This window comes from Parabacteroides sp. HGS0025 (assembly GCF_000969845.1).
GTDB lineage: Bacteria > Bacteroidota > Bacteroidia > Bacteroidales > Tannerellaceae > Parabacteroides > Parabacteroides gordonii.
Genome location: NZ_KQ033902.1, coordinates 3251157 through 3271975, shown reverse-complemented (window position 1 = coordinate 3271975; position 20819 = coordinate 3251157). Strand labels below are relative to the sequence as shown.

Annotated in this window: 18 protein-coding genes; 10 read left to right on the top strand and 8 right to left on the bottom strand. The window is 44.2% G+C overall.

Features of this window, described 5'->3' with window-relative positions; translation table 11 throughout:
* Window positions 1–48: 48 nt before the first annotated feature.
* Complete coding sequence (locus HMPREF1212_RS12965; RefSeq protein ID WP_046149641.1) at window positions 49–564, bottom strand: outer membrane beta-barrel protein; 516 nt, start codon at window positions 562–564, stop codon at window positions 49–51.
* A gap of 151 nt (window positions 565–715) precedes the next feature.
* Here HMPREF1212_RS12965 and panB point away from each other — a divergent pair, with 151 nt between their 5' ends.
* Complete coding sequence (panB, locus tag HMPREF1212_RS12960; protein WP_046149640.1) at window positions 716–1543, top strand: 3-methyl-2-oxobutanoate hydroxymethyltransferase; 828 nt, start codon at window positions 716–718, stop codon at window positions 1541–1543.
* Window positions 1544–1669: 126 nt separating this feature from the next.
* Complete coding sequence (locus HMPREF1212_RS12955) at window positions 1670–2998, top strand: cobyrinate a,c-diamide synthase (RefSeq protein ID WP_046149639.1); 1329 nt, start codon at window positions 1670–1672, stop codon at window positions 2996–2998.
* Between the two features lie 3 nt (window positions 2999–3001).
* On the opposite strand, the gene HMPREF1212_RS12950 is transcribed toward HMPREF1212_RS12955, so the two are convergent.
* Window positions 3002–3709 carry a DNA alkylation repair protein gene (locus HMPREF1212_RS12950; protein ID WP_232430094.1) on the bottom strand — a complete coding sequence of 236 codons (708 nt, stop codon included), beginning with the start codon at window positions 3707–3709 and terminating at the stop codon, window positions 3002–3004.
* A gap of 101 nt (window positions 3710–3810) precedes the next feature.
* Here HMPREF1212_RS12950 and HMPREF1212_RS12945 point away from each other — a divergent pair, with 101 nt between their 5' ends.
* The 3 genes from HMPREF1212_RS12945 to HMPREF1212_RS12935 are packed head-to-tail and all read left to right on the top strand — an operon-like array spanning window position 3811 to window position 6524.
* Window positions 3811–4305 carry a membrane protein gene (locus HMPREF1212_RS12945; RefSeq protein ID WP_046149637.1) on the top strand — a complete coding sequence of 165 codons (495 nt, stop codon included), beginning with the start codon at window positions 3811–3813 and terminating at the stop codon, window positions 4303–4305.
* Between the two features lie 22 nt (window positions 4306–4327).
* Window positions 4328–5956: a flotillin family protein gene (locus HMPREF1212_RS12940; RefSeq protein ID WP_046149636.1), complete on the top strand. Its 1629-nt coding sequence runs from the start codon at window positions 4328–4330 to the stop codon at window positions 5954–5956.
* 1 nt (window position 5957) lies between these two features.
* Entirely contained in the window at window positions 5958–6524 is a 567-nt protein-coding gene (locus HMPREF1212_RS12935; protein WP_046149635.1) for a cob(I)yrinic acid a,c-diamide adenosyltransferase, read from the top strand.
* 23 nt (window positions 6525–6547) lie between these two features.
* Here the strand turns inward: HMPREF1212_RS12935 and HMPREF1212_RS12930 are convergent, their stop codons facing one another.
* Window positions 6548–7393 carry a histidinol-phosphatase gene (locus tag HMPREF1212_RS12930; RefSeq protein ID WP_046149634.1) on the bottom strand — a complete coding sequence of 282 codons (846 nt, stop codon included), beginning with the start codon at window positions 7391–7393 and terminating at the stop codon, window positions 6548–6550.
* Between the two features lie 203 nt (window positions 7394–7596).
* Here HMPREF1212_RS12930 and HMPREF1212_RS27170 point away from each other — a divergent pair, with 203 nt between their 5' ends.
* On the top strand, window positions 7597–7767 hold the full coding sequence (locus HMPREF1212_RS27170) for a hypothetical protein (protein WP_167331512.1): 171 nt from the start codon (window positions 7597–7599) through the stop codon (window positions 7765–7767).
* A gap of 86 nt (window positions 7768–7853) precedes the next feature.
* On the opposite strand, the gene kbl is transcribed toward HMPREF1212_RS27170, so the two are convergent.
* Window positions 7854–9044, bottom strand: coding sequence for a glycine C-acetyltransferase (gene kbl / locus HMPREF1212_RS12925; protein ID WP_028728756.1), 1191 nt, complete (start codon window positions 9042–9044; stop codon window positions 7854–7856).
* 250 nt (window positions 9045–9294) lie between these two features.
* Here kbl and HMPREF1212_RS12920 point away from each other — a divergent pair, with 250 nt between their 5' ends.
* Window positions 9295–10248, top strand: coding sequence for an NAD-dependent epimerase/dehydratase family protein (locus HMPREF1212_RS12920; RefSeq protein WP_028728757.1), 954 nt, complete (start codon window positions 9295–9297; stop codon window positions 10246–10248).
* Window positions 10249–10542: 294 nt separating this feature from the next.
* Here HMPREF1212_RS12920 and HMPREF1212_RS12915 read toward each other — a convergent pair whose 3' ends face one another.
* Window positions 10543–11421, bottom strand: a complete 879-nt coding sequence (locus tag HMPREF1212_RS12915) for an aldose 1-epimerase family protein (RefSeq protein WP_046149633.1) — start codon at window positions 11419–11421, stop codon at window positions 10543–10545.
* A gap of 125 nt (window positions 11422–11546) precedes the next feature.
* Here HMPREF1212_RS12915 and porU point away from each other — a divergent pair, with 125 nt between their 5' ends.
* The 3 genes from porU to HMPREF1212_RS12900 all read left to right on the top strand — a co-directional run bounded on the left by porU (window position 11547) and on the right by HMPREF1212_RS12900 (window position 19043).
* Window positions 11547–14987: a type IX secretion system sortase PorU gene (gene porU / locus HMPREF1212_RS12910; RefSeq protein WP_052724989.1), complete on the top strand. Its 3441-nt coding sequence runs from the start codon at window positions 11547–11549 to the stop codon at window positions 14985–14987.
* A 33-nt stretch (window positions 14988–15020) separates the two neighbouring features.
* Entirely contained in the window at window positions 15021–16019 is a 999-nt protein-coding gene (gene mgrA / locus HMPREF1212_RS12905) for an L-glyceraldehyde 3-phosphate reductase (protein ID WP_028728760.1), read from the top strand.
* 150 nt (window positions 16020–16169) lie between these two features.
* Window positions 16170–19043 (top strand): PD-(D/E)XK nuclease family protein, encoded by a 2874-nt coding sequence (locus HMPREF1212_RS12900; RefSeq protein WP_046149632.1) that lies wholly within the window; start codon window positions 16170–16172, stop codon window positions 19041–19043.
* Window positions 19044–19047: 4 nt separating this feature from the next.
* Here HMPREF1212_RS12900 and HMPREF1212_RS12895 read toward each other — a convergent pair whose 3' ends face one another.
* The 3 genes from HMPREF1212_RS12895 to pyrI are packed head-to-tail and all read right to left on the bottom strand — an operon-like array spanning window position 19048 to window position 20806.
* On the bottom strand, window positions 19048–19764 hold the full coding sequence (locus tag HMPREF1212_RS12895) for a porin family protein (RefSeq protein WP_046149631.1): 717 nt from the start codon (window positions 19762–19764) through the stop codon (window positions 19048–19050).
* A 5-nt stretch (window positions 19765–19769) separates the two neighbouring features.
* Window positions 19770–20336 (bottom strand): flavin reductase family protein, encoded by a 567-nt coding sequence (locus tag HMPREF1212_RS12890; RefSeq protein ID WP_028728763.1) that lies wholly within the window; start codon window positions 20334–20336, stop codon window positions 19770–19772.
* A 5-nt stretch (window positions 20337–20341) separates the two neighbouring features.
* A complete protein-coding gene (gene pyrI, locus HMPREF1212_RS12885) occupies window positions 20342–20806 on the bottom strand; it encodes an aspartate carbamoyltransferase regulatory subunit (RefSeq protein ID WP_028728764.1) in 465 nt (154 codons plus the stop codon).
* Window positions 20807–20819 lie beyond the last annotated feature (13 nt).

The following is a 20819-nucleotide window of genomic DNA, read 5'->3' as shown; positions in this document are numbered from 1 at the left end:
TGTTTATCCAAGTTGGATAAAGACAGGCTCTTCCTGTTTGATTGATAATTAGAATTCGTAATGGAAACCGAAGCTAAGGTCTTCAGAACCCAAACTAACACCGGATGTGCTGTTTGAATATTTATAGTCATCACGGTAACCGGCAAATCCGTATTTAGTAACGAATGTCAGGTTTTTGCAAATTTCAAGTGCGATACCCGGTTTGATACCGATCTCAAAACCATTGTTGCTATCATTACCTTCTACTTTGGAGGTTGAAATGCCGACTCCACCGTCCAGGAACAGACGTACAATGCCTCTTTCAAAGAAGGAGAAACGGGCATAAGGTGCAAAGTTGAAAGCATTGGCTTTTATACCCTTTTCTTTCAAATGAGTATAACCGATCTCAGCAGCTATAGCCCATGTTTTGTTTAAGTTGTAGCCGACTTCTGGTGCGATAGTGAAATTGGTCAGATCGGCATTCTTGTTGTGAGTAAGGTTAAATGAACCACCTACGTAAATCTGTGCATTGGCACTGATGATTGCTATGAATGCAACCATCATAGTTAAAACTAACTTTTTCATTTTTGCTTGTATTATATAAACGTTAAATCTAAACGGGTGCAAAGATAAATAAAAATAAACATATGTTGTACGGCATAAATATTTTATTGTTTGTCTTGCTAATTACAGATAATCCTTAACTTTGCCGCCGTAACAATTAACAAAAAGCATTATGTCAGTTGCAAAGAGGGATTTAGATGATACAAGAAAGGTGACTACACATCGCCTGATGGAAATGAAACAACGCGGAGAAAAAATCTCCATGTTGACAGCTTACGATTATTCAATGGCTAAACTAATCGATCAGGCAGGTATGGATGTTATTCTGGTTGGCGATTCAGCATCGAATGTGATGGCCGGAAATGTGACAACGCTTCCTATAACGCTGGATCAGATGATTTACCACGGTAAGTCGGTTATGAAAGCCGTACAACGTGCATTGGTCGTGGTCGACCTGCCTTTCGGTACTTATCAGGGAAACTCGAAAGAGGCTTTGGCTTCCGCTATCCGTGTGATGAAGGAAACACATGCCGATTGTATTAAACTGGAGGGAGGAAGTGAAATAAAAGAATCCATCGAACGTATTCTTTGTGCAGGTATTCCTATTATGGGGCATCTGGGATTAACTCCGCAGTCTATTAATAAATTCGGAACTTACACTGTACGTGCCCGTGAAGAGGCTGAAGCACAGAAGTTGATCGATGACGCCCATTTGTTGGAGGAGATCGGCTGTTTCGCTATTGTGTTGGAAAAGATTCCGGCAGAACTGGCAGCCCGTGTAGCTTCCGAACTAACTATTCCTATTATCGGTATCGGTGCCGGTGGAGGTGTAGACGGTCAGGTATTGGTTATGCATGATATGCTGGGTATCAATATGGGATTTTCTCCTCGTTTCCTTCGCAGATATGCCAATATCGGTGAAGAGATCACTCGTGCGGTGCAAGCCTACATAGAGGATGTGAAGACACTGGATTTCCCGAATGAGAAAGAGCAGTATTAAGACTACTCTCATATACAGGTTACATAATTGTGCCATGCCTTTGGCACAATTGTGCAGCCCGAATGGCACAACTGTGCCAAGGGCATGGCACAGTCTTACTTTAGCACTCACTTTACCGGAATACTTATGAAATCTCATCTGCTAATAGGCGCAGCCTCTTCAGGAAGCGGTAAAACAACATTTACATTGGGGCTACTTCGGGCATTGAAGAACCGAGGCGGTAATGTCAGACCTTTCAAATGTGGGCCTGACTATATCGATACGCGTCATCACAAGCTGGCGGCCGGTTGCCCCTCTGTCAATCTGGATCGTTTTATGATGTCGGAACAGCATGTCCGTGATCTATACGATCGCTATACGGCGGAGGCTGATTATGCTGTTACTGAAGGGGTGATGGGACTTTTTGACGGATATGACGGCATGAAGGGCAGCAGTGCCGAGATCGCTGCAACGTTGAATATTCCGGTGGTGCTGATTGTCAATGCGAAAAGTACGGCTTATTCTGTTGCTCCTTTGCTATACGGTTTCAGGAATTTCTATAAAGGGATCAAGCTTGTTGGTGCTGTTTTTAATTTTGTTGCATCCGAAAGTCATTACTCTTTCTTGAAACAGGCTTGTCGGGATGCCGGAGTGGAGGCGTTGGGATATCTTCCTAAACAGGCGGATGTTGAAATACCCAGCCGCCACCTGGGATTATCGTTGGACGAGGCCTTTTGCTTTGATGATTTTGCCGACCGTATAGCCGGATTGGTGGAAAAGTATGTCGATATCGATCGGCTTTTGGAATTGACGGCTTATCAGCCGGGTGTTATGAAGTCATCTGTTGATCTATTACCGGATAACGGATCATCTTCCTTTAGAATATCGATAGCCCGTGATGCTGCCTTTAACTTCGCTTATGAAGAGAATATCCGCATGTTGCATCGATCAGGTAAGGTTACTTTTTTCAGTCCGTTGAAGGATACGGAATTACCCGAGTCCGATTTTATCTATTTGCCGGGAGGCTATCCGGAACTATATCTGTCTGAATTATCATCCAACCAGTTCATGCTCCGGGCGATCCGTCGGTATGCGGAAGCAGGAGGGAAGTTGTTGGCCGAATGTGGCGGGATGATGTATTTATGCAACGAGATAAGATCGACAGAAGGAAACGCTTATCCGATGGTTGGCCTGCTCAACCAGTCGGCAACAATGGAACAGATGAAACTGCGTCTGGGATATCGTACCTTGCATTATAAAGATTATGTTTTGAAAGGGCACGAATTTCATTATTCCCGTATCCTGCCAGGTGAAGCACCTCTTATCTCGGTCGCTACGGCACAGACGGCGAAAGGCAGTTCTGTCGATACGCCGCTGTACAGGTATAAGAATGTCTTGGCCGGCTACACCCATCTTTATTGGGGTGACGGTGCACACAACCAGTGGTTTACCGATTACTTGAACGGACTTATCTAGCCATTATTTCGCCATCGCCTGTGCCTTTAACTCTTTAGGCATCTTCTCAATAGCATATCTTAAGGAAGTGCGGGGCATAGTCGCCTTTTTCGACATCACATAATCGAATACTTCTTGTTGATGCGCTTCGCTGGCGGCTTTCAGCATCCAGCCGTATCCTTTTTGTACCAGATCGTCCGGATCATAAAAGAGAATATCTGCTATCTCGAAAATATCCTGTAGAAACAACCCTTTTCTGGCGGGGATAATCAGGGTGACGGCAGCCGCCCGCTTAGTCCATCGGTTATCCGACCGTGCCCATTCTTTCAAGCGGGATATATATTCCGGATACATCTCCAAGAATGTTCCGACGCTGTGGTTGCACAAAGTATCGCATGAGGCCCAATTACTTACATAGTTGTTTACCCATTTCTCAAAGACGGAAAAGTCTTCCGGCTGGTATTGTGGATGGAGGTAGTAAGACCAGTTGCAGGCAATATAAGATTCTTCCGAGTATCCCGACTCCCATAATACTTCGCATAATGAAAATATTTCATTTTTAGGCAGTTCCTTGATCTCTGCATAAGACTCTTTACTGATTTTGTTGACGGTAGGTATCCTTACGCCGTGATACATGATCTTCTCTTTAAAGAAGTTCTGGGCGGTCTGCCGGGTCTTTTCATCTATGTTTTCTGTGAGTGATTGCTGTACTTTTTTTATGATCGTCTGCATAATGGGATATGAATTATTTGTTGCAAACATACATATTTTTATTATATATGCCGATTATATTGAAATAATCCTTATTTTCGTATAAACTAATAATTCATGCCATGGTCAATACTATTTTTCTTGGTATCGCAATCGTTGCTTCAGTAATATTTCTGATACAGTTTATCATGTCTATCTTTTTCGGCGACCTGGATACAGATACGGATATAGATGCCGACCTTAGCAGTGCCGTATCATTTAAGGGATTTACTCATTTTTGTATCGGCTTCGGATGGTATATGTACATTTCTAACAGCACGGCTATATCGACTTTTCTGATCGGTATCCTGATCGGTCTGGCATTCGTTTTCATTCTGTGGTTTCTCTATAAGAAAGCCTATCAGCTTCAGAAAGAAAATAAACCGGAGAAAACAGAAGCGCTGGTAGGAAGGGAATGTACAATTTATGCCCGCGACGGGATCCGGTATATCGTTCAGGTAGCCATGAATGGCGCATTGCGTGAGATGGAAGTCCGCTCGCTGGAAGGAAAAGATTATCAGACAGGCGATCGGACAATTGTTTGCAAAGTAGAATCAGGGACAATTTATATACAATAATAACAAACTCAACAATTAAATTATGACACAGGAAATGCTAATTATGGTGGCCATTCTGGTGGTGGTCATTATCCTATCTTTTATCGGGATACTGTCTCGTTATCGTAAATGTAAGAGTGATGAAGTGTTGGTTGTGTACGGTAAGACAGCCGGAGAGAAATCAGCAAAACTGTATCATGGTGGGGCGGCATTTGTGTGGCCAATCATTCAGGGATATGAATTCCTCTCCATGAAACCTCTTCAGATCGACTGTAAATTGACCGGAGCCTTGTCCGCCCAGAATATCCGTGTGGATGTACCGACCACGATCACGGTGGCGATCAGTACGGATCCTGAAGTTATGCAGAATGCCGCAGAACGTCTGCTGGGGCTTCAACCGGAAGATAAGCAGAACCTGATTACCGACGTCGTATATGGTCAGATGCGTCTGGTTATTGCAGATATGACTATTGAGGAATTGAATTCCGACCGCGATAAGTTCTTATCTAAGGTGCGCGATAATATCGATACGGAATTGCGTAAATTCGGTCTTTACCTGATGAATATCAATATCAGTGACATACGCGATGCGGCCAACTATATTGTCAATCTCGGTAAAGAAGCTGAAAGTAAGGCCTTGAATGAAGCACAGGCCAATATCGAAGAACAGGAAAAGCTCGGTGCTATCAAGATCGCCAACCAGATCCGCGAACGTGAAACGACCGTAGCGGAAACGCGTAAGGATCAGGATATCGCTATTGCTGAAACCAAGAAGCAGCAGGAAATATCCGTGGCCAATGCCGATAAGGAACGTATCGCCCAAGTAGCTGTTGCCAATGCTGAAAAGGAATCGCAGGTAGCTCGTGCGGAAGCCGATAAAAATATCAATATCGAAAAAGCTAATACAGATAAGGAAAGCCGTGTTGCCGAACTGAACTCCGACATGGAAATCAAGAAAGCCGATGCAGGGAAGAAAGCCGCTGTCGGACGAAACGAAGCAAACAAAGAGGTTGCCAAGTCTGATGCCGAGCTAGCCGTAACCCAGGCCGAAGCAAGCAAACAAGCCGGTGAAGCTGCTGCCCGTTCGGAAGCCTCTGTACAGGCAGCTCGCGAAATAGCCCAGCGTGAAGTGGAAGAAGCAAAGGCCAAAAAGGTAGAATCAGCTTTGAAAGCACAGAAGATCGTTCCGGCAGAGATCGCCCGCCAGGAAGCTATTCTACAGGCTGAAGCAGTGGCCGAAAAGATGATCCGTGAAGCCGAAGCGAAGGCAAAAGCTACCTTGGCCCAGGCTGAAGCTGAAGCCCGTGCCATCCAAATGAAACTGGAAGCCGAAGCCGAAGGTAAAAAGAAATCATTGCTGGCTGAAGCCGATGGTTTCAAGGCAATGGTTGAAGCTGCCGAATCGAATCCGGCTATCGCTATCCAGTACAAGATGGTGGATCAGTGGAAAGAAATTGCCGGCGAACAGGTGAAGGCATTTGAACACATACAGTTGGGTGATATTACCGTATTTGACGGTGGGCAGGGTACAACTGGTAACTTCTTGAACCAATTGGTTAAAACGGTTGCCCCAAGCCTTGGCGTTCTGGATAAGTTACCTATCGGAGAAACAGTAAAAGGAATTATCCATCCGGAAGATAAAGAAGATAAGAAAGATACAACGAAAAAGTAATATGAGAATTTACACAAGGGGAGGAGATAAAGGTCGTACCGGTATTCATGGCGGCGAACGGGTGGATAAAGACGATATCCGTATCGAAGCAAACGGCACACTGGATGAAGTGAATGCACAAATCGGTATCGTACGAGCTTTATTGCCTCCCGAACATGAATGGCAAGATGTGCTGGGTAAGATACAACGGGAGTTGATGGTGGTCATGTCGCATGTGGCGACTCCATCGGCTATCCGCGATAAGAATCCTAATGCCTTATCGGACGATCTGGTCGTTTTCTGTGAACAACAGATTGACACGCTGACGGCACAGATGGAGGATAACGGATTTTTTATCCTTCCGGGGGGAACATTGATTTCCGCCCACCTTCAATTGGCTCGTACGGTTGTACGTCGTGCTGAACGCCGTTTGTGGACATTGAACCGGCAAGATCCTGTTGAAGAGAATATCCTTCAATTCACGAACCGTTTATCTGATTTGCTTTTCACAATGGCTCGTTACGAAATGTTCCGTCAGGATCATACCGAGGAACGGTGGCAATCCTTCTTGTATAAGAGAAAAAAATAAAGCGACTTTAAGTCGCTTTATTTTTATATGGCAACGTCCTGCCAGTATCCTTTTATTAATTCGCGGGTTGTTCTGAAACCGATCTCTTTTAGTATTTCGAATGCTTCACTACGCCCGTCATTCACCAGATCAGGATAATGACAGTCGGAATTGACCATTACCGGGATATTCATATCCTTCAGTAAACCGAGATATTCCTTGCGCGGGAATATTTGTTGTTTTTTGATCAGGTTCTTCGTGTTTACTTCCACCATTAATCCTTTTTGAGCGATCAGGTCGAGTACCGCCTTAAATGGCTTCTGGTACCAGTCTGCATCAAAGGAAAAACCTTCGCATTTATGCCCGTTCATATAGATCTTGTCCATGTGTCCGACGATATCGATGCCACCGGCTTCGATCATTTTCAGTGTCGAATCGAAATAACGTGTCACCAGCTTGCTTATCTTTCCTTCAAAATAACGGTCTACCGAGTCTTTGTAGTCGGCAAAAGCCCCATCGATACAAACCATATTGTCTTCACTCAGATGTTCCGACAAGGGTAGGAAATGAATGGAGCCGATCCGGTAATCCAATGGCAGTTCCTGAAAATAAGCAATGGAAGGGTTATAAGTCTCGTCCAGATAATCAATTTCCAGGGAAGTGTATATTTCCAGTTGGCCGGCATATTTTTCTTTCAATCGGTTTATCTCCTCCAGATATTCGGGCATATCATCTTTCGACATATTCCAGAATGTTTCGAAAGGCAGGGGCGAGTGTGAAGAAAATCCGTACGCTCTGAATCCATGCGATATAGCGAACTTTACAAAATCTTCAGGCGTACTACGCCCATCACAGAATGTGCAATGACTGTGATAATTACTGAGTTGCATAAAATTATTGTATTGTCTATTATTTTCGGTAGGCAAAGATATGAAATCTTTCCGTCTTATTGAAGTGGCTTCACGGTAATAAATGAAGAAGTTGCAGAACGCTTAAGATATACGCTGTGCGGATTGTTTTTCGTGAACATATTGACAGGGATAGTTGTTTAATTATCGAGTGATTGTTAAACAAGTGATAAATAAAAATAGATATGAACAGGCGTGAAAGATTGGAACTGGAGATATCCAATATCCAGGCGAAGCTAGATAATCCACCGAAAGAAACACCGTCCCATATCCTGAAGTCATGGAGAAAGGACTTGGTAAGTCTGGAGTTTGAATTGAACAACCTCGTTGATGGCGAGGAAGATAATAATTATTAAAGGTTAATGGTTAGTTTTTCTAAGAAAAGAGCAGCGGAAACAAGAATGTACCGCTGCTCTTTCTATATAATAATGTAATCTACTTCTTATTTGATAACATTCAATTCTTTACCTACCTTGATAAATGCAGCAATCGCTTTATCCAGGTGTTCAGTTTCGTGTCCGGCAGATAACTGAACGCGGATACGAGCCTGATCTTTCGGTACTACCGGATAGTAGAAGCCTGTTACATAGATACCTTCTTCCTGCATACGGGCTGCGAAGTCCTGAGACAGTTTTGCATCGTACAACATAACTGCACAGATTGCAGACTGGGTCGGTTTGATATCGAAACCGGCAGCCAGCATCTTATCACGGAAATAAGATACATTGTTCATCAGTTTAGTATGCAATGCGTCGCTCTCTTTCAAAATCTTGAACATTTCCAGACTGGCTCCTACAATAGCGGGTGCTACCGAGTTAGAGAACAGGTAAGGACGTGAACGCTGACGAAGCATATCGATAATTTCTTTCTTACCGGTTGTGAAACCACCCATAGCACCACCGAATGCTTTGCCTAATGTACCTGTAAAGATATCAATTTTACCATATACATTATATTGCTCTGCCACACCATGACCTGTAGGTCCGGCTACACCGGCTGAGTGAGATTCGTCGACCATAACCAGTGCATCGTATTTTTCTGCCAGTTCGCAGATCTTATCCATCGGTGCTACATTTCCGTCCATAGAGAATACACCGTCTGTTGCAATGATGCGATGACGCTGTGCCTGGGCTTCCTGCAGACAACGTTCCAGGTCGGCCATATCAGCATTGGCATAACGATAACGTTTTGCTTTACACAAACGAACACCGTCAATAATTGAAGCGTGGTTCAATGCGTCGGAGATGATAGCATCTTCTTCAGAGAACAATGGTTCGAACAAACCGCCGTTTGCATCGAAACAAGCAGCATACAAAATAGTATCTTCTGTTTTGAAGTAGTCGGAGATAGCAGCTTCCAACTGTTTGTGCAGATCCTGAGTTCCACAGATGAAACGAACGGATGACATACCGTATCCGTGGGTATCCATAGCATCTTTTGCAGCTTTGATCAGACGCTGGTTGTCTGACAGACCAAGGTAATTGTTGGCACAGAAGTTTAAAACATTACTTCCGGCATTTACTTTAATGTCGGCTCTTTGAGGCGTAGTGATAATACGCTCGTTCTTGTACAATCCGGCAGCTTTAATATTTGCCAGTTCCTGTGTAAGGAAATCTTTTAATTTACCGTACATAACATTGTTTTTTGTTAGTATTTTTGAATCAAGTAGACGAAATTGTTTGTAGTTGAGGCTGACAAGTTACAGTTTGAAACTTTTCGTTTATGTAAGCTGCTAACTGTTAAAAGTCAACTGTCAACTGAACAAGCAAAGGTCATATTTTTTTTTGAATTTTGGTATTAAAAAACACAAGAAAATAATGCAGGAACAATTTAATTCTCTATACCTTTGCCGCGGAAAAAACTTAAAAAGACAATAAAACGCAATGAAGAATGTATTAATTATTGGTTCTACCGGTCAGATCGGCTCAGAGTTAACCATGGAGTTGAGAAAACGTTATGATGGCGACATCGTGGCAGGTTATATTTCCGGTGCAGAGCCTAAAGGTGAACTGTTGGAATCAGGCCCTTCTGCTATTGTTGATATAACAAACGAACAGCAGATTGCTGAAACAGTTTCTAAATACAAGATCGACACGATTTACAATCTGGCGGCTTTACTTTCGGCTGTGGCTGAAGCAAAACCTCAGTTGGCTTGGAAGATCGGTATGGGTGGTTTGTTTAATGTACTGGAGGTGGCACGTGAAATGCATTGCGCTGTATTTACTCCCAGTTCAATCGGTGTTTTCGGTAACAACACTCCGAAAGACAAAACTCCGCAGGATACGATTCGTAACCCACGCACAATGTATGGTGTAACAAAAGTTTCCGGTGAGTTGCTGAGCGATTATTATAATATCCGCTTCGGTGTGGATACCCGCTCGGTTCGTTTCCCCGGTTTGATCTCTTATGTAACTCCTCCGGGAGGTGGTACAACTGACTATGCTGTCGATATTTATTATTCAGCAGTAAAGGGAGAGAAGTTTGTATGTCCGATTGCAGCTGGAACATTTATGGATATGATGTATATGCCGGATGCTTTGCATGCTGCTATCCAGATCATGGAAGCTGATCCTACTCGTTTGCAACATCGCAACTCATTCAACATCGCTTCTATGAGTTTCGATCCGGAAATTATTGCAAGTAACATCCGTAAATATATTCCTGACTTCCAGATGGAATATAACGTGGATCCGTTGCGTCAAGCAATTGCTGAATCATGGCCTAACTCACTGGACGATACTTGTGCTCGTGCAGAATGGGATTGGAAGCCGACTTATGACCTGGATACAATGACCCGTGATATGATCACAAAATTGAAAGAGCGTTTTACTAAATAACAATTATAAGAGGTTTGGTGATGAGAGGGGATGTCCGGTTTCGGATATCCCCTTCTTTTTTGCTGTAAATAAGAAAGTTTCTAATAAAGAATAGTCGCTTTTATATGTTTTTGAGCATGTCTTGCATAAATAATGTTAACGGTATGCATTTTTCTTGCAAATGTTATGCTGTATAACATAAAAGCGCTATATTTGCACTGTGTTTTTCATGGTATTAGATTTAAGGTTAACAATGAAGATTGGCTGTCCGTGATGGATAGCCTTTTTTTGTCCAATAGTTTCGTCTTCTCCGTTTTATTTATGAATCTCTACCAGATAACTTGCATTGAATGTTTCCCCCGGTTGAAGATACTGCATCCAGTCTCTATCTTTATATTCGCCGGAGTAATTTACCCGGTCGCAACGGCCATACCACGGCTCTATACATACGAAAGGTGCGTTTTTAGCGGGTGGCGACCAAAGGCCGACAACGGGGGCGGTGAAATAAACGGTGAGATAGGAGCTGCCGTCCGGATTGAGTAAGTCTACACGTCTTACTTGGCTGTCTTCGATCACTAAAGCATCTTTATCGAAGGTATGTGTATCCAGTGGCAACAATCCTTCTTCGTCGAGAGGGAGAGGATATTCCGTATCGCCTATACAACCTTTTTCCTGGATGAGTTTATATGTCAGTCCTGCTGTGCGGTCGAAAGCAAAGAAACCTCGTTTTTGACTGTTTTCATCATAATCAGGATAATAGAAGGCCGGGTGTGCGCCGATTTGGAAATGCAATTCCTCGTTACCCGTATTTTTTACTACCCATATGATTTCTATCTGATTGCCGGCCAGGCGGTAACCGATTTCGAGATAGAACGGGAAAGGGTATAATTTCAACGTATCTTCACTTTCTTGTAGTTTGAAACGCAGTTCTGTGTCGGTTTCCTTTATCAGTTCAAACTCTTTATCGCGTGCAAAACCGTGTTGTGAGAGGTGATAAGTGATACCGTTGTGGCGGTATTCGTTGTTCCATAAACTGCCGACAATGGGGAATAGAACAGGAGAATGGCGTTTCCAGAAGGCCGGATCGGCTTGCCAAAGATATTCTTTTTGAGTAGCGTTGGCAACGATGCTGCTTAGTTCGGCACCTTGCGGGGAGACCTGAATCGTCAGCGAGTCATTTGATAATGTTTTCATATTCGGATTATTTAATGTCGTTTCTTAGTATAAGCAAAGTTAGTAAACTTCTTTTTTGATTTCCCGGCTGTTTTATAATAAAACAAAACAGAAAGCGTTAAAAGATCATTGAATAGTTGAAAAATATGATACTACACAAAAGAAGATTGTCAGCGAAAAGCTGTTTCGTATTTCTGTTTTGTTTTTGCCTGTCGCTCTCGTTAGGGGCTCAGGAGAGGTATGCTAAAAACTCCGTACTAAGTAACGGTCATTGGGTGAAAATAGCGATCGAAAAGAATGGAATCTACAAACTAACAAATTTCGAATTGAAGAAGATGGGGTTTGATGATCCTTCAAAAGTGGCTGTGTATGGCTATGGTGGCTGGCCGCTCGAAGAAGATTTCTCGAAGCCTTATGTGGATGACCTGCCTGCGGTTCCGGTGTTGAGGAAAGACGATTACCTGCTTTTTTATGGGCGGGGGACTACGAAGTGGGAGTATAAAACGATGAGATATTCCGATGGACGTGAAAGACAAACTTTTGTCCATACAAATAATCCTTATTCTGACTTGGGGTATTATTTCCTAACCTCTTCTCAGAATGTGAAAGAAATGGAGACTGTAAAATCAGAGCCGAAAGATGGAGTGATAGAGTTGAATACTTTTGATGATTATCTTTTGCATGAAAAAGATTTGGTATCTCTTAATAAATCAGGCCGTGAACTTTTTGGAGAGTCGCTTATGTCGACGATATCTGTTCCTTTTGATAATATTGAAGGTATAGTGCAGGAAGATGCTGTGGTGGAATGTCGGTTGATTGCTAAGACGAATATATCTAAAGATTTTGTACTCTCGATAAATGGCGAAGATGTTGTGAAGGGTCGTGTATCCGGCGTATCAACAGGTGCTAATTATTATGAATACATAAAAGCGAGGTCTGCTGAGGCTTTTGGTTATTGGAAAGGAGAGAAAGGTAAGTCTTTCAATATTAAGGTAGACTATTTTGAAAAAAATAATACAACTGCTTATTTAGATTACATTCGTGTGCATTTGAAGAGAACACTTCAAACGTACAATGAGCCAACCTTTTTTCGCAATGTGTCGTCGATCAATCATAAGTCTTGCTTTATAATAAAGAATGCGACTTCAAATACAATTGTTTTGGACGTTACTGATGCACAGAGTCCGAAAGTTGTAGAAGCTGTGTTGAGTGGAACAGAACTCTCGTTTGTAACTCCACAATCTTATCAATTGAGAGAGTTTGCCGTAGTTCAGTTAGACAAGTCTGTTCCGTCTATTGCTGCAAAAGACGCACAGCAGGTTGGTAACCAGAATTTACATAGTACTAAACAGGTTGATATGGTTATAATTTCTCCTTCTGCATTTAAAAGCGAAGCAGAGCGTTTGAAGAAAGCCCATGAGGAGAAGGATGATCTAGTTACTGAGGTGTTTACTCCGGAAGAGATTTATAATGAGTTTTCAAGTGGAACGCCGGATGCTACAGCTTACCGACGATTGATGAAAATGTTTTATGATAGAGGGAAAGAGGATGCTAAAGCTCCTAAATATCTTCTGCTTTTTGGAGACGGTGCATTTGATAACCGGTTTGTAACAAACGATTGGAAAAAAGTAGGAGATAATGAAAAGAACAATATGCTGTTAACTTATCAGACTACTGAATCATTAGATATGTATTCCTATACGGTAGATGATTATTTTGGTTTTCTGAAAGATTCTGGAAAGGATATATCAATGGCTACGTTGGATATTGCCGTTGGACGTTTTCCTGTCCGTACTCGGAAGCAGGCAACGGAGGTTGTTGATAAGGTAATCTCTTATATGAATAACTCGGATTTAGGTATTTGGAAGAATAATCTGTGCTTTATTGCTGATGATGGCAACAATGCGGATAGTTTTAAGGTGGAGCACCAGATAGATGCTGAAAATTTAGCACTTACGAGGGAGATTGAGTCTCCTGAATATATCGCTAATAAAATCTATTTTGATGCTTTCAAAAAGGACTTAGGCGGCGCCGGTAAATATCCGGAAGTGGAGGAGAGAATTGTAGAGAAATTGAAAAACGGTATGTTCCTTCTAAATTATGTAGGACATGGAAACACAGAGAATTTGAGTGATGAGCAGGTGATAAAACACAATGATATTTTGAAATATACTTACAAACACTTACCCTTGTGGATAACTGCAACTTGCGATTTTTGCCGCTTTGATGCTGTTGCTACATCAGCTGGTGAGGATGTGTTTTTAAGGGATAAAAGTGGGGGGATAGCATTGTTTACGACTTCCCGTGTGGCTTTTGTGGATATTAATGAGCGGATGAACCGCCAGTTTATGAATCTATTATTCAAAAAGGAAAATGATTTGTATCTTACATTAGGTGAAGTTATGAAGCAAACTAAATTAGGTGAAAAAACAGATAAACGTAAACTAGGCTTCTGTCTGATCGGTGACCCTGCATTACGATTGTCCTATCCGAAACACCGCGTTCAGGTTACAACTATTAACGGTTCACCGGTAGGAAAAGATACGGTTGTTTTTAATGCAAACGCTTGGATAACGGTGGAAGGAGATATCCTGGATACAAAAGGAAGCCTTGTCTCTGACTTTAATGGAGAATTGCGTACTAAGATATTGGATGGTTACCGAAGAGATTCCACATTGGGTAATAATCCCTATAAAAATAAGATCTATTATCATGATTACTTCAATACCGTTTTTGAAGGCGGTGGTTCTGTGAAAGACGGTAAGTTTAAGTTTACCTTTAAAGTACCGAAGGATATTTCCTATTCTGATAGTACTTGTGGTAAAATGAGCTTGTATGCTTTTGATAAAACAGCAGGCGAGGACGCGCAAGGATATTTCAATAAGTTTTTAGCAAACGGGACAAAGGATGATCCGGATAACGATTCGGAAGGCCCGGAAATACGGTCGTTATTCCTGAATGATTCTACTTTTGTGAGTGGAGATAAAGTGAACAATACGCCTTATTTCTATGCCAGACTTTGGGATAAAAGCGGAATCAATGTGACAGGCAGCAGTATCGGACATGACATCACGTTGAATATCGATAACAATCCGGTAACGAACTATACATTAAATTCTTATTACGAATTTATTCCCGACTCGGAAGGCGAAGGCATTGTGAAGTTCGCTATCCCGGCACTGGAACCGGGTTTGCACGATGCCGAGTTCAAAGTCTGGGATATCATGAATAATCCTACGACCTGCACCTTCCAATTTGAAGTCGTCGAAGGCCTCAAACCCTTCATCTCCCGTCTTATTGCTACGCCGACTCCGGCTAAAGGTAACGTGAAGTTCCGTCTCTGGCATAATCGTCCGGAGACCCAGATGAAAGTCGGTATCCTGGTCTACGACATTACGGGGCGTCTGCATTGGAAGCATGAGGAAACAGGATCGTCCGAACTGTTCAAAGACTATGTGATCGACTGGGACTTGCGGAATAACGCAGGCTCACATGTGCGCCCCGGTGTTTATCTCTACCGTGCCGCTATCAGTACCAATAATTCGAAAGAGGCAACTGAGACGCAGAAAATGATTATTTTATGGTGATTTTATCTACATTTGCAAGAAATACAATAAATCATGGAAAGTATATACAAGGCAAATGAAGAGAGATACGCCAGCATGATGTATCGTCGTTGCGGCCGAAGCGGGATACTGCTGCCGGCTGTTTCGCTGGGGTTATGGCATAATTTCGGAAGTGTGGATGTGTTCAGCAACTTCAGTAAGATTGCTTATACCGCATTCGATAACGGGATCACCCATTTCGATCTCGCCAACAATTATGGCCCGGTCTACGGATCGGCGGAAGAGAACTTCGGAAGGATATTGAAGAAAGGTCTCGGCGTGTATCGCGACGAGCTGCTTATCTCCACCAAGGCCGGTTACGACATGTGGCCCGGCCCTTATGGAAACTGGGGAAGCCGCAAATACCTGATGGCAAGTCTCGACCAGAGCCTGAAACGTATGGGACTCGACTATGTGGATATTTTCTATTCGCACCGTCCCGACCCCGAAACTCCCATAGAAGAAACGATGGGTGCACTGGCTGATATTGTCCGTCAGGGAAAAGCCCTGTATGTCGGCATTTCAAACTATAACGCGGAGCAGACAGCGAAAGCGCTGGCCGTACTGAAAGAGCACCGCGTACCTTGTCTGATCCACCAGGCACGCTATTCCATGTTCGACCGTTGGACGGAACCCGACCTGCTTCCCTTGTTGAAAGAAGAAGGTATCGGAATGATCGCTTTCTCTCCTCTGGCACAGGGAATGCTCACCAATAAATATCTGCACGGTATACCTGAAAATTCAAGAGCCGCCCGGTCGACTGGCCATCTGCAACGGGAACAGGTGACGGAAGATAAGATAAACAAGATCCGTCTGTTGAATGAATTGGCCGCCCAGCGCAACCAGACCCTTGCAGAAATGGCATTGGCCTGGCTATTGAAAGACGACCGCGTAACCAGCGTGTTGATTGGTGCCAGCTCGGTTGAGCAACTGCTTGACAATCTGAAAGCGTTGCGCAATACAAATTTCACGGCAGACGAGCAGGAGAGGATCGAGAGGATATTAAAAATGTGATTACGAATTATCTTAGTTTCTTCCGGACGAAACTAAAGTTTCTCCCTGATGAAACAAAAGTTTCCTAGGCAGGAAACTAAATGGGGTTGCCGACTCCGTTTCACCGTTCCCTGCATCCTCTAATAATAAATCAATAACAGAAACAAAGCAATGAAACCATTCTTATATCAGATAGCCTCTATATTCTATCAGCAATACGGCGCGGAAGTCAGCAAGCTGGCTTTTGTGTTCCCCAACCGTCGAACAGGTCTTTTCTTTCAGAAGTATCTTTCGGAGGTAGCCGAGAAGCCGCTTTTCTCGCCAACTATCCTGACCATCAACGACCTGTTCGTGCAGTTGAGTGGCAAGCAGACGGCCGACCGTATCAACATGCTGTTCACGCTATACGATATATACGTGCAGCACAGCGGATCGACGGAGACATTCGACGAGTTCCTGTACTGGGGCGAAATGCTCCTCAACGATTTCGACGACGTAGATAAGTATATGGCCGATGCCCGCATGCTCTTTACGAATGTGACCGATCTGCGGGAGATAGAGAATGATTTCAGCTTCCTGGATGAAGATCAGATTGCCGCCATCCGCACGTTCTGGTCTTCCTTCTATCCTAAAGGGGATACGCCCAACCAGGAAGAGTTTCTTGCCGTATGGAAAATCCTGTACAACTTGTATAACGACCTGAAAAGTGCACTCGCCGCCGAAGGTAAAGGCTATGAAGGCATGATCTTCCGCGAAGTGGTCGAACGGATGGAACATAACGACTGTTGCGACCTGCCTTATACACAGGTGGTCTTTGTCGGACTGAACGCCCTTTCCGTTGCGGAAGAACGTTTCCTGCTGCAACTGCAAAAGCGTGAGATCGCCGACTTCTACTGGGATTATGCATCCGCGAAGGTGACCGATCCCAATAACAAAGCCTCTTATTTCGTAGAGCGCAACCTGAAGAACTTCCCTTCGAAATACCTGCTTCCCAAAGAAGAGGAGGTGAATACGAATATCGAAGTGATCGGCATCCCTTCCGGCATCGGACAGGCCAAACAAGTCTATACCTTATTAAACGAACTCTGCAAGGAAGATGAAATGAGCCCGGAAGAGGCCTTGCGCACGGCGGTGATCCTGCCCGATGAACATCTGCTTATCCCTGTGCTCAACGCTATTCCCGAACAGATCCGCCGTATCAATGTGACGATGGGTTATCCGCTGGCCGGTACGCCTGTGGCTTCCCTGATGGAATATATTCTGGCGCTGCAAAAGAACGTACGTTATGTAGACCGCCAACCGGTATTCTATTTCCGTGATGTGTTGCCTATACTTAATCACCGGTATATCAGCACGACCAATCCGGAGATCGTTACTTCCCTTATAAGGGATATTGCCGAAAATAACAAGATATATATCACTACCGCCGATCTGGGAAAGACACCGCTTCTGTCCGTCCTCTTTACCCCGGTGACGGATGTGGATACTTTCTCCGATTACCTGATTAACGTATTGCAGGAACTCAACAAGGTCATGTATTCTTTATCCTCGGAAGAGGAAGAAGACGCCACCCAGCGCACCAACGATCTCGAACAGGAATTCATCTTCCATTATTTCACCACCGTAAACCGTATGAAAGAGATCATGCAGGACAGCGGGATTGACATGAAGATCGATACTTATTTCCGCCTGCTGAAGCGTGTGACGGATACCATCACGATCCCTTTCCGTGGAGAGCCTCTTTCCGGCCTGCAGATCATGGGAGTATTGGAAACCCGTGCGCTCGACTTCGACCGCCTGATCATTCTTTCCATGAATGAAGGAATCTTCCCATTGCGGAAAGCGGCTAATTCCTTTATCCCTTATAATCTGCGCCGTGGTTTCGGGTTGCCCACTTACGAGCATCAGGATAGCGTATGGGCTTACCACTTCTACCGCCTGGTCTACCGGGCAAGCCATGTGAGCCTGCTGTATGATACCCGTAGCAACGGATTGCAGACAGGCGAAGTAAGCCGTTTCGTCCATCAGCTGCATTATCATTATGAACAGCCGATGCATAACAAACTGGTCGTTTACAACGTATCGTCCGCTAAGACTCCCGCCTTGCAGGTTCAGAAAACAGATGAGGTGATGGAACGTCTGGCGGCTTTCCGGAAAGGCGGTGTGCGAGCTATCTCGGCCAGTGCCGTTAATACGTATCTGGACTGTCCGCTTAAATTCTACTTCTCGGTAGTGGAAGGCATCCGCGAAGAAGAGGAGGTAAGCGAAACGATCGAGAGCAACGTTTTCGGTAGCATCCTTCACAAAGTAATGGAGGAACTCTACAAGCCTCTTTGCGGAAAAATGGTGACAGCCGATTTACTGAAAGCGATCAAAAAAGATACTCCGGTGCTGACCGGTGCCATTGCACGTGCCTTTGCCGAAGTCTTTTTCAAGACAGACGTGGTACGTCCGCTGACCGGACAGAACTTCCTGATCGGCGAGATGATCCGTAAATACGTAGAAAAGATACTGGAGCGCGACAGCAAGCTGACCCCGTTCAAATATATCGAGTCAGAGAGAAAGATAAACCGTCTCTTTACGTTGACCGACCGGTCGGAGATCCAGCTGAAAGGTTTTATCGACCGGATCGATGAAGTGCGTGATACCATTCGCATCATCGACTATAAGAGCGGTAGTGGAACGTCCACCTTTACAACTGTGGAAAGCCTGTTCGATATGGAGGAAAAAGACCGTGCCAAAGCCGTGATGCAGGTATTTATGTATTCATGGATGGTCGGTGAAGTGCCGGCAGGCAAGGTGCTCCAACCGGGTATTTATTATATGCGTACGCTTTTCTCCGACTCGTTCGAAGCCGCCGTAAGTCGTCGCATAGAAAGGAATCGGTCGGAACGGGTGACAGACTTTGCCGAATATTCGGCCGCCTTTGAAGAAGGGTTGCGGGGTTGCCTGGATGAAATATTCGGACGTGAAAAGCCGTTTATCCAGACTCCGACGGAAAAGGCCTGTGCCTGGTGTCCTTTTAAGGATATATGCGGGAAATAAAAGATCAGAAGAGAAATCCCAGCGAGAAACTCATCATATTGGTACGCTTGTCGAGCGAAATATTTCGTTCGACAGGCAACTGTGATGATTTGTCTTTGAAGTCAGACTCGATCTGGTTGAGCCCGAACTCGTAAGTAAACTCAAAGAACAGACGCCAGATGCTAACGCCCAGCCCGGTTGCAATCCCTATCCCGAACGGGGTATTATCGTTAATATATTCGTTGGTGACTTCCGAGAAATGAGTGGTATAACGCAGCTTGTAATTATACCTGAACTTAGGCCCCACCATCATGCTGAGGGCGTACGGCCCTTCCTTCACCAGATAATAACCGATCATAACAGGAAGTTCCAGGGAAGAAGACCTGAGCTTGAGTTGGTCTCTCGCTGAACTTTGGCTTGTCAAGGCACCTGCATTTTCTGTCTCCGGTAATGAGAAAAGGATATCGCCTTCAGTGCGATACCAGGACAGGTCGGGTTGAATAAAGAAACGGTCGATATTGATCCGGCAGAACACGGAAGCCTGATAACCTACCTTATATTGCAGACGGATGTTTTCAGCTTCAACATCATCGATCCGAAGTGAGTTCACGATCGGGAATGTGGAGTTGAAGCCGACTTTGGCTCCGAAATTAAATGCCTTATCCTCGATAGATATGAATTTCTGTGCCTGGACAGAGATTCCGAGGGAAAACATAAACAATAGAAGGAGGCTCTTTTTCATACTCTTTATTTTTTCTTTTTTACCGACCAGCCGAACTTGCCGACGAAGTCTCCCAGTCCGTAATATTTCCCATGCGAATAAGCCAGCAGATCCGCACGTTGCATATCGAAAGCACCTGTATCCGGATCCAGATATTTGTCGTCGGCCTGCACATTCAGTACGTCGGCGATAAACATATCGTGACTGCCCAGTGCAACCACTTCCTTCACCCGGCATTCGATACAAAGAGGAGCTTCCTCTATCGTGGGGCAATTGACCAAGGTCGCTTTGCCCGGAGTCAATCCCATTTCTTCAAATTTGTGATGATCTTTTCCCGAATTCACACCACACCAGTCGGTGGCATAAGCCAGTTCGCGTGTAGTCAGGTTAATGACGAACTCCATGTTCTTTTTCAGAACAGGATACGAATGGCGTTCGGGACGTACGGATATATAACACATGGGTGGATTGGTACAAATCGTACCGACCCACGCCACTGTTATAATATTATATTCTGAAGGTTCGCTGCCACAACTAACCATTACAGCCGGTAATGGATAGATCATGGTACCGGGCTTCCAGTCATGCTTCATATAATTTATTTAATGATAATGTCTTCCTTGTTGATCTTACGTTCGCAATAACGGCACCGGATCGTTCCCTTTTCCTTGTCGATCACTTCAAAACGTGTCGGCATCGGCTCGTTGTTGGTGATACATTTCGGATTATTGCATTTTACCAGGGCAACGAGTTCATCTGGCAAAGTAACCGTTTTTTTCTCTACAACCTCGTAATCGCGGATAATGTTCAGGATCACTTTGGGCGCGATCAGGGCTATACGGTTGATCTCGTCTTCCTCGAAGAATTTGTTGGAGATCTTGATAACACCCTTGCAACCCATCTTGTTGCTGTGGAAATTATTTCCGATGGTAATTGTATTATCCATGTGTTCCAGTCCCAACAACTTGGCTACTTTAAACAATTGGCTGGGGGGGATATGGTCGATAGCAGTTCCGTTCTCTAAAGCGGCTACCTGCAATTCTCTTTTCTTTTCTGCTGACATAACGATTATCAGA

What these genes read in the sequence shown, in the direction of transcription:
- HMPREF1212_RS12965 (WP_046149641.1), bottom strand. Translation starts at nt 564, where the DNA reads ATGAAAAAGTTAGTTTTAACTATGATGGTTGCATTCATAGCAATCATC.
- panB (WP_046149640.1), top strand. Translation starts at nt 716, where the DNA reads ATGTCAGTTGCAAAGAGGGATTTAGATGATACAAGAAAGGTGACTACA.
- HMPREF1212_RS12955 (WP_046149639.1), top strand. Translation starts at nt 1,670, where the DNA reads ATGAAATCTCATCTGCTAATAGGCGCAGCCTCTTCAGGAAGCGGTAAA.
- HMPREF1212_RS12950 (WP_232430094.1), bottom strand. Translation starts at nt 3,709, where the DNA reads ATGCAGACGATCATAAAAAAAGTACAGCAATCACTCACAGAAAACATA.
- HMPREF1212_RS12945 (WP_046149637.1), top strand. Translation starts at nt 3,811, where the DNA reads ATGGTCAATACTATTTTTCTTGGTATCGCAATCGTTGCTTCAGTAATA.
- HMPREF1212_RS12940 (WP_046149636.1), top strand. Translation starts at nt 4,328, where the DNA reads ATGACACAGGAAATGCTAATTATGGTGGCCATTCTGGTGGTGGTCATT.
- HMPREF1212_RS12935 (WP_046149635.1), top strand. Translation starts at nt 5,958, where the DNA reads ATGAGAATTTACACAAGGGGAGGAGATAAAGGTCGTACCGGTATTCAT.
- HMPREF1212_RS12930 (WP_046149634.1), bottom strand. Translation starts at nt 7,393, where the DNA reads ATGCAACTCAGTAATTATCACAGTCATTGCACATTCTGTGATGGGCGT.
- HMPREF1212_RS27170 (WP_167331512.1), top strand. Translation starts at nt 7,597, where the DNA reads ATGAACAGGCGTGAAAGATTGGAACTGGAGATATCCAATATCCAGGCG.
- kbl (WP_028728756.1), bottom strand. Translation starts at nt 9,044, where the DNA reads ATGTACGGTAAATTAAAAGATTTCCTTACACAGGAACTGGCAAATATT.
- HMPREF1212_RS12920 (WP_028728757.1), top strand. Translation starts at nt 9,295, where the DNA reads ATGAAGAATGTATTAATTATTGGTTCTACCGGTCAGATCGGCTCAGAG.
- HMPREF1212_RS12915 (WP_046149633.1), bottom strand. Translation starts at nt 11,421, where the DNA reads ATGAAAACATTATCAAATGACTCGCTGACGATTCAGGTCTCCCCGCAA.
- porU (WP_052724989.1), top strand. Translation starts at nt 11,547, where the DNA reads ATGATACTACACAAAAGAAGATTGTCAGCGAAAAGCTGTTTCGTATTT.
- mgrA (WP_028728760.1), top strand. Translation starts at nt 15,021, where the DNA reads ATGGAAAGTATATACAAGGCAAATGAAGAGAGATACGCCAGCATGATG.
- HMPREF1212_RS12900 (WP_046149632.1), top strand. Translation starts at nt 16,170, where the DNA reads ATGAAACCATTCTTATATCAGATAGCCTCTATATTCTATCAGCAATAC.
- HMPREF1212_RS12895 (WP_046149631.1), bottom strand. Translation starts at nt 19,764, where the DNA reads ATGAAAAAGAGCCTCCTTCTATTGTTTATGTTTTCCCTCGGAATCTCT.
- HMPREF1212_RS12890 (WP_028728763.1), bottom strand. Translation starts at nt 20,336, where the DNA reads ATGAAGCATGACTGGAAGCCCGGTACCATGATCTATCCATTACCGGCT.
- pyrI (WP_028728764.1), bottom strand. Translation starts at nt 20,806, where the DNA reads ATGTCAGCAGAAAAGAAAAGAGAATTGCAGGTAGCCGCTTTAGAGAAC.